Annotated in this window: 13 protein-coding genes, 1 pseudogene and 1 other annotated feature; of the genes and pseudogenes, 1 reads left to right on the top strand and 13 read right to left on the bottom strand. The window is 30.5% G+C overall.

The features are described from left to right. Nucleotides 1–25: 25 nt before the first annotated feature. The 6 genes from rpoB to RWL85_RS02415 all read right to left on the bottom strand — a co-directional run bounded on the left by rpoB (nt 26) and on the right by RWL85_RS02415 (nt 7,314). A complete protein-coding gene (gene rpoB / locus RWL85_RS02440; RefSeq protein WP_314084525.1) occupies nt 26–3,862 on the bottom strand; it encodes a DNA-directed RNA polymerase subunit beta in 3,837 nt (1,278 codons plus the stop codon). Between the two features lie 141 nt (nt 3,863–4,003). Next, nucleotides 4,004–4,600 (bottom strand): class I SAM-dependent methyltransferase, encoded by a 597-nt coding sequence (locus RWL85_RS02435; protein WP_314084522.1) that lies wholly within the window; start codon nt 4,598–4,600, stop codon nt 4,004–4,006. Nucleotides 4,601–4,753: 153 nt separating this feature from the next. Then, on the bottom strand, nt 4,754–5,116 hold the full coding sequence (gene rplL / locus RWL85_RS02430) for a 50S ribosomal protein L7/L12 (RefSeq protein ID WP_003146330.1): 363 nt from the start codon (nt 5,114–5,116) through the stop codon (nt 4,754–4,756). 52 nt (nt 5,117–5,168) lie between these two features. After that, on the bottom strand, nt 5,169–5,669 hold the full coding sequence (gene rplJ, locus RWL85_RS02425) for a 50S ribosomal protein L10 (protein ID WP_003146331.1): 501 nt from the start codon (nt 5,667–5,669) through the stop codon (nt 5,169–5,171). Between the two features lie 32 nt (nt 5,670–5,701). Next, nucleotides 5,702–5,834, bottom strand: a sequence feature (ribosomal protein L10 leader region). 89 nt (nt 5,835–5,923) lie between these two features. Next, entirely contained in the window at nt 5,924–6,661 is a 738-nt protein-coding gene (locus RWL85_RS02420; RefSeq protein WP_314084516.1) for a MerR family transcriptional regulator, read from the bottom strand. 125 nt (nt 6,662–6,786) lie between these two features. After that, nucleotides 6,787–7,314 carry a QueT transporter family protein gene (locus RWL85_RS02415; RefSeq protein WP_314084514.1) on the bottom strand — a complete coding sequence of 176 codons (528 nt, stop codon included), beginning with the start codon at nt 7,312–7,314 and terminating at the stop codon, nt 6,787–6,789. A 375-nt stretch (nt 7,315–7,689) separates the two neighbouring features. On the opposite strand from RWL85_RS02415, the gene rpsT reads away from it, so the two are divergent. Beyond that, nucleotides 7,690–7,932, top strand: coding sequence for a 30S ribosomal protein S20 (gene rpsT / locus RWL85_RS02410; protein WP_003145397.1), 243 nt, complete (start codon nt 7,690–7,692; stop codon nt 7,930–7,932). A gap of 197 nt (nt 7,933–8,129) precedes the next feature. On the opposite strand, the gene RWL85_RS02405 is transcribed toward rpsT, so the two are convergent. From RWL85_RS02405 to RWL85_RS02375, 7 genes and pseudogenes are all read right to left on the bottom strand, one after another. After that, entirely contained in the window at nt 8,130–9,317 is a 1,188-nt protein-coding gene (locus RWL85_RS02405; protein WP_314084509.1) for a MalY/PatB family protein, read from the bottom strand. A gap of 13 nt (nt 9,318–9,330) precedes the next feature. Next, nucleotides 9,331–10,416: a PLP-dependent transferase gene (locus tag RWL85_RS02400; protein ID WP_314084506.1), complete on the bottom strand. Its 1,086-nt coding sequence runs from the start codon at nt 10,414–10,416 to the stop codon at nt 9,331–9,333. 327 nt (nt 10,417–10,743) lie between these two features. After that, nucleotides 10,744–11,724, bottom strand: a complete 981-nt coding sequence (gene holA / locus RWL85_RS02395) for a DNA polymerase III subunit delta (protein WP_314084503.1) — start codon at nt 11,722–11,724, stop codon at nt 10,744–10,746. After that, on the bottom strand, nt 11,724–13,649 hold the full coding sequence (locus tag RWL85_RS02390; RefSeq protein ID WP_314084500.1) for a ComEC/Rec2 family competence protein: 1,926 nt from the start codon (nt 13,647–13,649) through the stop codon (nt 11,724–11,726). Before RWL85_RS02390 ends, holA begins: the two co-directional genes overlap by 1 nt. Then, nucleotides 13,649–14,113: a ComE operon protein 2 gene (locus tag RWL85_RS02385; RefSeq protein ID WP_314084497.1), complete on the bottom strand. Its 465-nt coding sequence runs from the start codon at nt 14,111–14,113 to the stop codon at nt 13,649–13,651. The genes RWL85_RS02390 and RWL85_RS02385 overlap by 1 nt, the downstream gene beginning before the upstream one ends. 2 nt (nt 14,114–14,115) lie before the next feature. Then, nucleotides 14,116–14,750: pseudogene (locus RWL85_RS02380) on the bottom strand (helix-hairpin-helix domain-containing protein). Nucleotides 14,751–15,128: 378 nt separating this feature from the next. Then, nucleotides 15,129–15,872 (bottom strand): Rpn family recombination-promoting nuclease/putative transposase (locus RWL85_RS02375; RefSeq protein ID WP_314084494.1); only part of this gene is annotated, 744 nt, incomplete at its 5' end.

Genomic DNA, 15,872 nt, shown 5'->3' with positions numbered 1-15,872 from the left:
TTTGTGATTAATTGTAAAATTTATATTATTCTTCATCTGCATCGTCTTCTTCTACATCATCATACTCATCTGTATCTGACATTAAAAGACTTGCCAATGCTTGATATCCTGAAGTTTCTTCTTCGCTATCAGTTTTCTCTACATCATCATACTCATCAGTATCTGACAGAATCAAATTAGCTAAACTTTGATATCCTTCTTCAGCATCTTCGTTTGAAGCTTCAACTTTTCCAGAAGCTTCTTCTGAATTCTCTTCATCGTGGTTGTGATTGTGTGACTCATGGAAATCAATAGTATCTCCTAAATCAATGTCACCCATATCAACTTCGTTATCATCATTGTCCATTACTCTAAAGTCCATACCTAAGGCTTGAAGCTCTTTCATAAGCACTCGGAATGATTCAGGAACACCAGGACGTGGGATATTTTCACCTTTAACGATTGCTTCGTAAGTTTTCACACGACCATTAGTATCATCTGATTTGTAAGTTAAGATTTCTTGAAGAGTATATGCAGCACCATAAGCTTCAAGCGCCCATACCTCCATCTCACCAAACCTTTGTCCACCAAATTGAGCTTTACCTCCAAGTGGTTGTTGAGTAACTAATGAGTACGGTCCAATTGAACGAGCGTGAAGTTTATCGTCAACCATGTGAGCAAGTTTAATCATATACATTACCCCTACAGATACACGGCTATCGAATGGTTCACCTGTACGTCCATCATAAAGAACTGTTTTGGCATCTTTAGCCATTCCAGCCTCAGCGACTGTAGACCATACATCTTCATCACTAGCACCATCGAATACTGGTGTAGCAACGTGAATTCCTAATTGTTTAGCAGCCATACCTAAGTGCAGCTCTAATACTTGTCCAATGTTCATACGAGATGGAACCCCTAGTGGGTTTAACATTACATCTACAGGTGTACCATCTGGTAAATATGGCATATCTTCTTCTGGCAAGATATTTGAGATAACCCCTTTGTTACCGTGACGTCCAGCCATTTTGTCCCCTACGCGGATTTTACGTTTTTGAACGATAAATACTCGAACAAGTTCGTTTACACCGTTAGGCAATTCTGCACCATCTTCACGTTTGAAGATTTTAACATCAGCAACTACTCCATCAGCACCGTGAGGTACACGTAATGAAGTATCACGCACTTCTTTAGATTTAGCTCCAAAGATAGCATATAATAATTTTTCTTCTGGAGTTTGTTCAGTTAATCCTTTCGGTGTAACCTTACCTACTAGAATATCTCCATCTTTAACTTCAGCACCAATTCTAATGATTCCTCGTGCGTCTAGGTTTCTAAGTGCATTTTCACCCACGTTAGGAATTTCACGAGTAATTTCTTCTGGTCCTAGTTTAGTATCACGAGCATCTGTTTCATATTCTTCTACGTGAATAGAAGTATACACATCATCTTTAACAAGACGTTCACTCATAATAACGGCATCCTCATAGTTATATCCATCCCAGTTTACGAATGCTACTACAAGGTTTTTACCTAAAGCTAATTCTCCTTTATCCATTGATGGACCATCTGCAAGGATATCTTTAGGTTCTACTCTATCTCCAACTTTAACGATTGGTTTTTGGTTGTAAGCTGTAGAGTGGTTAGAACGTACAAATTTATGTATTACGTATGTATCTATGTCACCTTTAATTTCTTTACCTTCTAGACTTTCGATACGACGTACTTTGATTTTCGCTCCATCTACGTATTCTACGATACCAGGATATTTAGCAATAACAGCAGCTCCTGAGTCACGTGCTGCAAGGTGCTCCATACCTGTACCAACGAATGGTGCTTCAGTAATCATTAGAGGTACCGCTTGACGTTGCATGTTTGCTCCCATTAGAGCACGGTTTGAGTCGTCATTCTCTAAGAATGGAATACATGCAGTCGCAGCAGATACTACCTGTTTAGGTGATACGTCCATGAAGTTCATCATTTCACGTGGTTTAACCGTGTTATCACCTCTAAAACGACAAACTACTTCAGCATCCACAAAGTAACCTTTTTTATCAACATTAGCTGTTGATTGTGCTACAACGTATTTATCTTCTTGATCAGCAGTCAAGTATTGTACGTTTTCCGTTACATATGGACGTCCTTCTCCATCAAATTCAACTTTTCTATATGGAGTCATAATAAATCCAAATTCATTTATACGAGCAAATGAAGAAAGTGAGTTGATAAGACCGATGTTTGGTCCCTCTGGAGTTTCAATTGGACACATACGTCCATAGTGTGAATAGTGAACGTCACGCACTTCCATCCCTGCACGTTCTCTTGTTAAACCACCAGGTCCAAGTGCAGATAAACGACGTTTATGAGTAAGCTCACTTAACGGGTTTACTTGGTCCATGAATTGAGAAAGTTGAGAACTTCCGAAGAATTCTTTAATTATCGCTGTAACTGGTCTTACGTTGATTAATTGTTGTGGAGTAATTTCATTTGTATCTTGAATACTCATACGCTCACGAACAACACGTTCCATACGTGAAATACCAACACGGATTTGGTTTTGTAATAATTCTCCGATACAACGTAGACGACGGTTACCAAGGTGGTCAATATCATCTACACGTCCAATTAATTCAAATTCAAATCCATCGCTATTTCTACGAGTTCTTATTAATAATAAATAATAGTTAATACTTGCAACAATATCAGCAATTGTTAAAGTTAGAACATCTTTGTTAGGTGCTCCATTACCAATAATGTGAAGTACTTGATCATTAGTTAATTCATCGATATCGAAGTCATTTCCTACTTTAACTTGATTTACAACTTTGAATAATTGTAATTTTAAGCTTTCAGTCCCATCAAGACTTTCATTCATATCAAATTCAACTACGTTAGCTGTAGTTCCTAATTCTTCATAAATTCCATCAATGATTTCACGTGTTAATTTAGTACCTTTTTCTACTAAAATTTCTCCTGTTTCTGTATCAACGATTGGTTCAACTAGAATTTGATTTTCTAGACGTTCACCAACGTGAAGTTTGTTATTTAATTTATAACGTCCTACTTTAGCAAGGTCATATCTTCTTGGATCGAAGAATCTACCGTGTAAAGTTGCTTTTGCAGTTTCTACGTTAGCTGGTTCTCCAGGACGTAATTTATCATAAATTACTTTTAACGCAGTTCCTGTGTCTAGGTTTTCATCTTTTTCTAATGTGTTTAATAGCTCTGTATCTTCTCCGAATAATTTAATAATTGATTCGTCAGATTCAAAACCTAACGCTCTAATAAGCGTTGTTAAAGGAATTTTTCTAGTTCTGTCAATACGAGCGTAAACTAATCCTTTAATATCTTTTTCAAATTCCAACCAAGCTCCTCTGTTAGGAATAACAGTTGTTTTATAGGCATTTGGAATATTTTTTACTTTAAGTTTGTCATCTTCCGTAAAATATACAGAAGGCGAACGTACTAATTGAGATACAATTACACGTTCTGCACCATTAATGATAAACGTTCCAGTTTCAGTCATCAACGGTAATTCACCCATAAATACTTCTTGTTCTTTAATTTCGTCACGTTCTTTATTAATTAAACGTACGCGCACTCTTAAAGGTGCTGAATATGTAGCATCACGCTCTTTTGATTCATCAACATCATACTTAGGTGTACCTAATTTATAATCGATAAATTCTAAACTTAATTTTTCATTATTACCCTCAATCGGCGATACATCTTTAAAAACATCTTTTAGACCAGTTTCTAAAAATTTATCATAAGATAACGTTTGAATTTCAATTAAGTCCGGTAAATCAATTACCTCTGATATTCTAGCATAGCTACGTCTTTCTCTGTGCTTACCAAATTTAACTTTTTGCAACTGTGTCACCTCTCAGCTTTTCTCTTAAAAACTAAAAAGAAAATATAAACATTTTCTCTTACTTACTTATATAATTTTGGTAATTCTACCTTGAAGAAAATAGAATTACTTGCAATATATCATTTTATCATAGTCATAGCAAGTTGTCAATTATTTTACGGCTTTCAGAATATAATAACCTTTATTTTTCGTTACAACTTCTACCGTAGAAAAAACTTCTTCTAATAACTTTTTACAACTAGCCATACCTTGTTTTTTTTGTATAACCACCCAAAGTTCTCCTTTGTCATTTAGGTGTTCATAACTGTCTGTCATTATTTTATGTACAATTTTTTTCCCTGCTCTTATAGGAGGGTTTGTTAAAACTATATCAAAGTTTCCTTCAACATTATCAAAGGAACTACTTTCTAGTACTTCTACTTCATTTTCTATTTTATTAAGTTCAATATTTTTTTTAGATAACTCTAAAACTCTGTTGTTCACATCTACCATAGTGAACCTAAAAGCCGGATATTTTTTTGCTAGGTAAATAGATATAACACCATAGCCACATCCAATATCCGCAACTTTAGCATTTTCTTTATCTGTAGTGAAACTTTCTAACATTGTTTTAGTTCCAAAATCTACACTCTCTTTAGAAAATACTCCATTATCTGTATAAAATTTCAAATCCTCATTTGCTATTGTTGAGTTAATAATTCTTTCGCGACTTTGCGTCGTCGGATTATTTGTATAATAATGTTCCATAATAAAGACACCTCTTAAAATGAAAGAAAATAGTATATCCCATAGCTAGGCACTTGAGATATACTATTTTTGTTATTATCATCGTATCAAATATTCTCAAATAGAATATTATTGTTTATTTACATCTATCTTTTTATCTACTTAGAATAGAAATTATTTAACTTCTACAGTTGCTCCAACTTCTTCTAATTTAGCTTTGATTTCTTCAGCTTCTTCTTTAGAAACTCCTTCTTTAAGTGTTGCTGGCGCACCATCAACTTTTTCTTTAGCTTCTTTTAGTCCATCTCCAGTGATTTCACGAACAACTTTGATTACTTTAATTTTTGAGTCTCCAGCGTTAGCTAAAACTACGTCAAATTCAGTTTTTTCTTCAGCAGCTCCAGCAGCAGCTCCACCAACTACAGCTACAGGTGCAGCAGCAGTTACTCCGAATTCTTCTTCAATTGCTTTTACTAAGTCGTTTAATTCTAAAACTGACATTTCTTTGATAGCGTCTAAAATTTGTTCTTTAGTCATTATAAATTTCCTCCGATTTTTAAATTATATGTTTTTAATATTTTTTTATTTATTAAGCTTCTTGTTCAGCTTTTTGGTCTGCAACAGCTTTAACAGCTAAAGCAGTATTGCGCATTGGCGCTGTTAATACAGATAGTAACATTGAAAGTAATCCTTCGCGACTTGGTAATGTAGCGATAGCTTTAATTTCAGCTTGATCTGCAACTTTTCCTTCTATAACACCAGCTTTTAGTTCTAAGTTTTCGTGTTCTTTAGCGAAATCGTTTAAAACTCTAGCAGGAGCTACAGCATCGTCTGTTGAGAAAGCAAAAGCATTTGGTCCAGTTAGAACTTCGTCTAATCCTTCAATTCCTGCTTGCTCCATCGCACGACGAACTAATGAGTTTTTATAAACTTTAAAAGTTAAACCTTCGTTACGCATGTTGTTACGTAATTCTGTTACTTCCGCAACGTTTAATCCACGGTAGTCAGCAATAACAACTGAAGAACTTGCTTTAATTTCTTCTGCGATTTGATTTACTAACTCTTGTTTTCTCTCAATAGCTTTTGACATTGAACTTCCTCCTAAGTAGATTTATCAATTTCAGTACCATTAAAAAAACCTTCTTGCATGCGAGAACATACAAAAAGGCACATAAGTTTCTTTTCGAATTTTGTCCTCGGTAGGCTAATTAAGGATTTCTCCCCCTACTGTCTACGGTACATTTTCAACTGACTTAATTATTCTAATATATATAATTTCATTTGTCAATAGTTTTTTAAAAAATATTTTAAAAAGAATTCTAAACTAGATATTCCTTCTATAAATTACCTATTTAATCTACTATTACAATATACTTCTATAGCTTTAGATGTATACTCAGCTACGCCTTCACCAAATTTATCTATATTACTTTTAAATTCTGGATTTTGTGAATATCCTTTCCCTATATATGAAAATACTTCTACACTACAATCAAATGCATATTCGTTCATATAGTTATATAAATCTTCTATTTTAGATTGAACTTCTTTTTCTTCTATACTATATCCATCTTTTATATATTCAGCCATCGAACGAAAAACACTATTAAATTTCTCAGCAACAATATCTTCTTTACCACTCTGTCTTTTTTTAGATTCCTCTATAGTTTCTTGACCATATTTCTCTATCGCTTGATTCTCATACTTATTCAAATCCTCTTTTTTAAATCCATTAAATTTTTCTTCCATAGTCATTTTGTGTTCTCCTTTATATGTTTTTATTGTTTTTTCTATATTATGAAGAATTATTTCGAACTTCTCTTTTTCTTTTAAAATTAACTCACGTTGTTGTTCAAGTACTTTTAAATTATCGACATCTGCTTCTAGTAATTTTTTTATATCATTTAACTTAAACTTTAAAAATTTATAAAATAGTATCTTTTGGAGTTTTTCTAAATTCTCATCCAAATAATCCCTATACCCGTTATTTAATTTTTCTGGAATCAATAGTCCTATCTCGTCATAATATTGTAATGTTCTTGCACTTACTCCTGTAAGTTTTACCACTTCATTTATTCTCATATTAATTCCTCTATACTTTATAATATTTCACTAGTGATAAATTTATTATATACCATCACGTAGCGTAAAGGTCAATACTAAAATAAAAATCGCTAAGAAAATTCCTTAACGATTTTTTATGAATATTATTCAAATACTTTTTTAAGATCAATAGCTTTATTTAAGGCTTCTGTAATAACAATACCGATTATCATTACGACAACTTGTGATAATAAAAGTGATCCATAAATTGCTGTAAATGCTTCAAATTCGAATGGTACTCTTGCAGAGTTTTCACCGCTAAAAATAGCAATTTCATATACAATAATTGGCATACAAACCACTAAATAAATAACAATATTAAGGATGTGTCTAGCGATTCTATTTTTTACAAATTTGAATACAAAAACACTGATAGCTAACGCTAAACCTGTTCCTAATGTTCCAAAGAACACATCTACTATACCAAGTGGACTAAAAATATTTGCTATTGCAACACCTAAAGTTATAGGGAACCAATATTTTTTACTAAATACCACTAATTGAGATAGCGATTCACTAATACGAAATTGAATTGCACCGTATGAAAATGGTGCGATAGCTACTGTTAACACCACATAAATAGCTGCTATTAACGCTTGAATAGTTAATACTTTGACTGCATTATTTTTCATTATATCTCCTTATCTTGTTCAAGAGAAAAGAAAGAAGTACTGATTTGAGAAACCAGTACTTCAGGTTTTTTTTATAGATGGATCTCTCAAACATCTTTTATTATAATAAAGTCAGAAGACAAATAACCTTACCTATGTAAAATTAAATATCAACGTCATATATACTAACACATTTTATACTAGTAAGTCAACAAAAATCTAAAAAAATATAAAAAAAAATAAAACCCCTTAAAAAATTTTATAAAAATACCTTGCATTTACATTTTTAATATGTTAAAATGAGGTAGTTGTATTTAACAACACTTAATTCATTGTAATTAAGAATATTAATTAATATTTCTTAGTAATAAAAATACGAACCAGGAGGTGAATCGAATGCCAAACATTAAATCATCAGTATTAAGCGTAAGAAAAGATGCTAAAACTAATGCTGCTAACACAGCTAAAAAATCTGAAATGCGTACAGCTATTAAAAAAGCTAAAGTAGCTAAATCTGAAGGTGCTGCTAACGCTGCAGAGTTAGTAAACCTTGCTTACAAAAAAATCGATAAAGCTGCTAAAACTAACTTAATCCACAAAAACGCAGCTGCTAGATATAAATCAAACCTAGCTAAATAATAAAAAAACTACTTGGGCATCCGAGTAGTTTTTTTGTATATGAAAATAAAGGAGTGACATAATAAAATCATGATTTCAATAAAATCTATTTTGTCATATCACTCTCACTTACTTAAAAATTTATATATCAATAAACCATTATGTGTGTATATTCGCATATAAACTTTTTTATACTGTGAACTTTTAAACTTTCAACTCTAACTAATTTTACAATTTTTTACAATTCTTTCTATAGCTTTTCTTATATTATCCGGACTTGTTGCAAGATTAATTCTAACATAGTTTTTATAACCTTTTCCAAACCAATCCCCAAAATCTATAGCTAAACCACATTCATCTTGTATAAATTGTTTCGTTGTTTTTCCATTTAAAACTTTTTCTACATTTAAAAATACTAGATAAGTGCCTTCTAATGGATAAACCTTTATTTCAGGAGCGTTTTTTGCCAATTCTTCACAAAGTAGATTATAATTAAATACTATCGTCTCCTTCAATCCCTCAAGCCATTCATGCCCTTCTCTATAACCAGCTTCAAGAGCTATTTGACCTAATAAACTTGGTTCAGCTCCAAGATTTTCTTTACTAAATTTATCAAACACCTTCCTAACATCCTCATCCGGAATTAATAAAGTTGAATGTACTAGTGAAGCTAGGTTAAACGTTTTAGAGCCAGAATTTGCCACAATCAGTCGTTTATTATATCTTCCACCGTCAACGTCTAAAGCTGATATCTGTTTATTATCACCGTACGTAAAATCCTGATGAATCTCATCAGATAATACAAGCACATCATATCTTTCACAGATTTCAAATACTTTTTTTTGCTCCTCTAATGTCCATACTCTTCCAACTGGGTTATGTGGTGAACAATGAATATATAACCTAACATCATTTTCTCTTATTTGTTTTTCAAATGTATCATAATCTATTTTGAATACACCATTATCTTCTAATAATGGAGATTCTACTAATTTTCTACCGCTATTTCTAATTGAATTAGCAAAAGGATAATACACCGGTGGCATGATGATAACCGCGTCATCTTTTTTAGTGTAAGCTTGAATCACCCACAGTATTGCTTGAACAATACCTGGTGCAAATCTAATCCATTTTTTCTCAATATCAATATTATACTTTTTCTTATGCCAACTTTCATATTCATCATAATAACTTTCAGGAAGTTTAGTATAACCAAATACCCCATGATCTACTCTCTCAATCAAAGCTTCTCTTATACATTCTGGTGTTTTAAATTCCATATCAGCAACCCATAATGCTAATAACTCACTATCTCCGAATCGTTCTTTCAACGCATCCCACTTAAGACTATTTGTATTTCTTCTTTCCACATAATATTTTTCAACGAACTCTTTTACTCTACTCATTAATTAATCCCTCTTATACTTCTAACGCTTGTAAAAAATCTTCCAGTAAATCTTCAACATTTTCAACACCTACTGAAACTCTCAATAAATCAGGCGTTAAGCCATATGATAATCGTAAGTCTTCTGGTATATCAAAGTGTGTTTGAGTGGTAGGATAAGTTACTAATGTTTCAATTCCTCCTAGACTTTCAGCAAAAGTCGCCACTTTTAAAGAACGTAAAAACTGATCTATCTTAGAAGCATCATATAATTTGAAACTAAGCATAGCTCCTCTGTTCGGATATAATACCTCTTTAACATTTGGATGTTTTTCCAATTCTTCCGCTAGTTTCATCGCATTTTTTTCTTGTTGATTAAAGCGAAGAGGTAAAGTTTTTAAACTTCTTATAAATAACCAGCTATCAAATGATGATAAAACTGCTCCAGTTGTATTAGAAATCCACCCTAATCTCTCACCAATCTCTTCATCACTCGTAACTACAGCCCCAGCAAGAATATCATTATGACCCGTTAGATATTTAGTTGCTGAATGAATAACGATATCAGCTCCTAAAGTAAGAGGTTTTTGTCTCAATGGTGTTAATAAAGTATTATCTACTATTAACAATGCCCCTTTTCCTTTTGCTATTTCTGCAATTTTTTCAATATTCACTTCTTGCATCAAGGGATTTGTTGGCGTTTCTATAAACACCGCCTTAGTTTTATCTGTAATTTTTTCTTTAAGATCTTCTTCATTTGTGAAATATACAAATTTCTGAGCTCCCTTGCGCTCAAGTTCATCAAAATATCTAAAGCTACCTCCATATAAGTCCCTAGAAACTAGAAATTCGCTGTTTAATTCAAATAATTCAAATACTAACTGAATAGCACTCATTCCTGAGCTTGTCGCAATAGCTCTACACCCTTCTTCTAACTCACATAAACCATCTTCTAAAATAGTTCGTGTTGGATTTTTTGTTCTTGTATAATCATATCCAGTACTCTCTCCTAAGCCTGGATGAGCATAAGCTGTAGATAAATAAATTGGAGTCACTATTGCACCAGTCACCTTATCATTTCTATTTCCCAATTGAGCTAATTTAGTTTCTATTTTTTTCATCAAGTCATACCTCATAATATCAAATAATTCTATTTTTATAGTACCATTATAACATTATATTTATTATCAATAAACTAATTTGTCTGAATTTTTTGTTTTTTTTATAATATTTTACAAGAATACTATTCAATTCTTAGAATAAAAATAGGGAGTGACTCAAAAATCTCGATTTTATCGAGTCACCCCCACACAGTTTATTGATATCTAAAAAGCTTTTATAAAACGAATTTAGATACCAATAAATCACTGCATCTATCAGTTTTCATATATACTTTTTTAAATCTAGGACTTTTGGATCAGTCCCTTTCTATAATTTATCTAAATATATTATTTTAATTCCTCAATTAGCTTATTAATAAACAAATCTAATATGATATACTTATCTATATAAGATGATTTCAATAATTTATCATAATCTGCTGCTAGAATAAGAGTTTTCATTATTTTTTCAACACTATAATTTCTAATTCCCTGTACTGCTAATTGCACTCTATATGGATGAACACCTAATTCTTTTGCTATATCTTTTTGGGAATAATGTTCATTTAACAAAACTTTTACTTTATAATAAACTCTTAATTGTCCACTAATTAATGAAAGTAAAAATATCGGTTCTTCTTTCTTAAGAACTAACGAGTTATAAACTTTTCTTAGCTTAGAATAATTTTTTCCAAATAGTTCATTAGTAATACTGAAAACATCATATTCTAAACTACGTGTAGCTAATAGTTCTATATCTGTTCTTGTAATAATTCTCTTATCTTCACAATAAAGCAGCAGTTTTTCTAATTCTTTTTTTATATTTGCGAAATCTAACCGAGTATAATTCACTAGAAATTCAGCATCATCTTTCGAAATCTTCATATTAGAATCAACAACAGTTTTTACTATATAGCTTGCGATTTCTTTTTCATTAAAATTAGAAAATTCTTTAACTTCTCCTACTTCCTTTATTTTCTTTACTATTTTCTTCCTACTATCAATCTTATCTACTATCTTTAAGATTAGTACAACTTCTTTATTAATATTGTCTATATAATTACTCAAAGTATCAATATTATGTTCTACTTTTATTTTTTTAGGTTTCGAAAGTAAAAAATTACAATTTTCTGCAACAACTACCTTTTCATTACCAAATAAACCGCTACTACGACATTCATATACTAAAGTTTCAAGAGTATTTTCTTGCATATTAATTTTTATATAATTAAATTCATCAACCTCTTTCAAATAATTCTTAGCTATATTTTTTTCATAATCATTAATAGCCTCAAAATTTTCTCCATATATCACATAGATATTTTTCATCAATTATCTACCTCAATCTCAAATTCTAAACTTTGATTCTTTATTTTTACTTTACCTGCAAAATAATATACTGTAGTCATTCCTAGTTTAATCTCTGTTCCTTCTTTTAGAATTATGTAGTCTACCTTCTTAAACTCAGCTATATTTTTCAACTCTATTAACTTCTTATTTATACTATCAACTACTATAACCTTTTTAATTAGTCCATTTGCTAATAAATCTTTTGAATATTCACTCTTTCCTTTCTTCGCTGAAGTAATGAGAAGATAATCAAACTTATTCTTCCCTTCATAATTCAAAAGCAAATCATACTCATTTATTATATCATATTCTTTATCTTTTTTTCTGTAATCAGTGTGAAAATTTTTTATATTACTGGATGTATTTACTAACATATTACTTTGATTTGCTCTAATATAATAGACATTCTCTTTTCCAATTTTAAGTTTTTCAACATAATTTCGTGGAAAATAAGTTACTCCAAAGCACAATATTATTATAAAAAATCCACTTACAGAAGCTCTAATATATTTAAAATTATTCAATTGTACCATTATCAATATAACAAGGACAAAGATTACAACAATAATTAATAAACTTTGTTGCCCTATACGAATAGGAGATGCTAATAAAAAGGGATCCTGTATTCTATCAAATAAATTAAAGATAAAATTTAAAAGTGGTTTACAAAATATATTGAAACATTGACTACTTACTAAAAATATTATATAACTAACTAAAACCAAAGGGAAAATCAAAATACTAAAAACAGGCACTAGTACAATATTACTAAACACTGAAATATAAACTATTGTACCGAAATTATACAGTAAAATAGGAAAGCTTGCCAGAGTAGAAATAAGACTAATCCTAAAAGCCCCTTGAAATTTATTCTTAGAATCTTTTATAAAACGTCCTGACATTAATAAGCTAAATGTTATCAAGAAAGAAAGCTGAAACCCGATATTAAAAATAAACATAGGATTGACTATTAATAATATTAACAATGTAAGAAGAAGACTGTCCAACTTATCAATATTCTTTCTTCTAAATAATATATATAATATAATCATAAAACCAGCCCTTAGAACAGATGCACTTGCTCCGCTAAGTAATATGTATATCGGAATAATAAGAAGAATAATTTTTTCAATAATATTAACACTGATATTTAATTTTAATAAAATAAAATATATTAGAGAGATTAGCACTCCAATATGTAATCCAGAAATCGCTAGTAAATGGCTTGTTCCCAAATTTTTAAAGGCAGATACATCATCCCTTTGTAAATAACTCTTATCTCCAAATATTAAAGCTTGAAAATATCCACTTTTATCAAAAGTAAGTTCTCTAGCTATCTTAAGACTTAATAGATTTCTATATGTTAGTAATTTAAATCTAAATGAGTCTACATTTTTAACTTCATATAAGTCATTAATAGTGACTTTTTTGAAAACACCCCTATTCGCATTATACTTCTTATAGTCAAATGAGTAAAAATTAGTTTTACTTGGGATATCTTCTATCGTGGCATTTACCACTAGCTTTCCTCCCAAAAATTTTTCTCTAAAAAACCTCTTTTCATCCTCATTTTTCACTATATAATTAATCAAAACTTTTTCGTTATTAATATATCCAATTCCAGACATATAATTACCATTAACATCAATCTTATCAGAAACTAATACCTCAAAATCTTTATTTTCGATATTTATTAAATAAGAAGTATTAGTTTTTTGTTCATATGCTCCCCGAATAAAAAACGCTAAGAAGACCATTATACAGATAATAGTTTTCCTAGCATCAAGATTTTTATTTTTCCAAGTTATCAGCAGAAAAATAACAATACATAGCATAGATATTACTACGTTAAAATTTAATAATATCGCCCCTAATGCTAGTAAAGAAAGTTGTAAGTAAAACATTACTTATTATTTAATAACCTTTCAATCACATTGTTTACATCGTAATCTATTTTTCTTACGATTACTCCTGATTTTTCTAATAACTCTCGAGCATATTCATTATTTCTATAATCATTTGCATAGCAAATTTCTTTTATCCCTGCTTGAATTATAGATTTTGTACAATTTAAACAAGGAAAATGTGTAACATAAATTGTCGCACCTTCAGTTCCTACTCCAAATTTAGAACACTGTAAAATAGCATTTATTTCAGCGTGAATAGTTCTAACACAATGTCCTTCCACAACTTTGCAGCCAACATCTATACAATGTTCATCACCTTTAATAGATCCATTGTATCCACCAGAAACTATTCGTTTATCTTTAACTATTGTAGCTCCTACAGACAGCCTACTACAAGTCGATCTAAGAGACAGTAGGTGGCTTTGAGCCATAAAGTACTCATCCCAACTAATTCTTTGCATAATTATACCTCTATTTTATCTTTAATTTTTTCAAAAGTAGCTTTACCTATACCTCGTACTTTTGTTATATCTTCTTTCTTTTTAAAATCTCCATTTTTTCTCTATGTTCGATAATTGCCTCTGCCTTAGTTTTACCAACCCCTGAAATTTTCATGAGTTGCTCCTTATTAGCCGTATTAATATTTATTACTTCACCACTAGATGAACTAGTTGTACCAATCTCGGACATTTGTTTAGGTTTTTCCCCATGTTTAAGGACATAAATAACCATTTGATCTTTTACTTTTTGGCTTAAATTCAAAGTAGATGTATCAGCATCATCTAAAAGGCCACCAGCTACATCTATTAAATCCTTTATCCTCTTATCCTTTGTAGTTTCAAAAACACCAGGATTTTTCACAGCCCCCTTAACATCAACAAAAATCTTTTCATCTTGTTTATCATCATTTTTTTCTTCATTATCTATTCTATCACTTTTATGATTTGAAAAACTAATGTTATTATAGTCTTCTGTTTTATTATAATTAAAGTAATAGAGCCCTATTCCTATAACAACTACACTACAAAAAAATGCTAAAACAATAGATTTAATATTTTGTTTAAAAAACACAACAGTTTCTTCTTTATTAATTCTCATATTTATCCCCCCGATACTAATATTATATCACTAAATTTATAATATTAGTACTGAAAACATGATTATTAAGACCTTATACTTACTGCTAATTTCCTAAATCAAAATTCTTTATAAAATAAGCTCATGATGATTTTCCAAGTATATATCTGAGATATATTTTTATATCTTTTTTAATATTATCAATAAAACACCGCATATTACTATATACGGTGTACTACACAATCTAATTTCTATTATTATAAATATAAAAATAAATTCTATTTATTTTCTTTAATTAATTTTAAAATTATCTTATTTATTTCTGCATTTCTCATCAAAAAAATAACTATAAATATGAAAAGTGTTATATAGTATTGTCTAGTAAATATCATTTTTCAATTATAGATATTTATCCAATTCATCAACGCTAATATTTAATTTTTCAGCAACAACTTCCGGAGAAATATAACCATCCTTCAGCAAATTAATTAATATGTCCAATCTTTCTTCAGCGCGTCCTTCTGCGCGTCCTTCAGCACGACCTTCAGCAAGCCCAGTTGCTCTTGCTTCTTCTTGAGCATAAGTTAATGAAGCCCAGTAATGGTCTTGTTGTCTTGTTATTTCATCATACATAAGTTTCTCCTCCTTACTCCAATTTCTAAGATTTAATAAATTATCAGCTTGAATAAGAATATCATCCGGTTTGCTTGTGTACTGTTTATTTCCGAAAAATTCTAGCCATCTAATTTTCTTATAATCGTTGTTCAAACCTTCTTTATATTTTTTTAATTCTAAAAATACTATTTTCAATAGTGGCATTTCTTTAGTATCACTATCTACATACATTTTTAATTCGGTGTTTCTTGTTTCTTCTTTGATTAAAAAAGTACTTATAGCCTCATCGCCATCAAAATAATTTTGATCGACGATAGCTGCTACATAAACAGGTGGTAATTTTTTATAAATAGCCAACTTTTCTTCTTCGTTTTGTTTTAATTTTTCGATATTTTCATTAACCTGTTTACACAGATATGCCCAAATACGATTAACGAAAAATACCTGCTTAGCTAGTTGAACTTCGATAATAACCTGTGCATGGTTATCTAGTTCAACAAGAATATCTACCGCTATATTAAAATCCGA

Origin of the sequence: uncultured Gemella sp. (assembly GCF_963515875.1) — a bacterium.
Lineage (GTDB): Bacteria > Bacillota > Bacilli > Staphylococcales > Gemellaceae > Gemella.
This window is presented reverse-complemented; position numbering and strand designations above follow the sequence as displayed.

Coding starts and splice junctions, on each gene's coding strand:
- RWL85_RS02435 (WP_314084522.1), bottom strand. CDS start 4,600: ATGGAACATTATTATACAAATAATCCGACGACGCAAAGTCGCGAAAGA.
- rplL (WP_003146330.1), bottom strand. CDS start 5,116: ATGACTAAAGAACAAATTTTAGACGCTATCAAAGAAATGTCAGTTTTA.
- rplJ (WP_003146331.1), bottom strand. CDS start 5,669: ATGTCAAAAGCTATTGAGAGAAAACAAGAGTTAGTAAATCAAATCGCA.
- RWL85_RS02420 (WP_314084516.1), bottom strand. CDS start 6,661: ATGAGAATAAATGAAGTGGTAAAACTTACAGGAGTAAGTGCAAGAACA.
- RWL85_RS02415 (WP_314084514.1), bottom strand. CDS start 7,314: ATGAAAAATAATGCAGTCAAAGTATTAACTATTCAAGCGTTAATAGCA.
- rpsT (WP_003145397.1), top strand. CDS start 7,690: ATGCCAAACATTAAATCATCAGTATTAAGCGTAAGAAAAGATGCTAAA.
- RWL85_RS02405 (WP_314084509.1), bottom strand. CDS start 9,317: ATGAGTAGAGTAAAAGAGTTCGTTGAAAAATATTATGTGGAAAGAAGA.
- RWL85_RS02400 (WP_314084506.1), bottom strand. CDS start 10,416: ATGAAAAAAATAGAAACTAAATTAGCTCAATTGGGAAATAGAAATGAT.
- holA (WP_314084503.1), bottom strand. CDS start 11,724: ATGAAAAATATCTATGTGATATATGGAGAAAATTTTGAGGCTATTAAT.
- RWL85_RS02390 (WP_314084500.1), bottom strand. CDS start 13,649: ATGTTTTACTTACAACTTTCTTTACTAGCATTAGGGGCGATATTATTA.
- RWL85_RS02385 (WP_314084497.1), bottom strand. CDS start 14,113: ATGCAAAGAATTAGTTGGGATGAGTACTTTATGGCTCAAAGCCACCTA.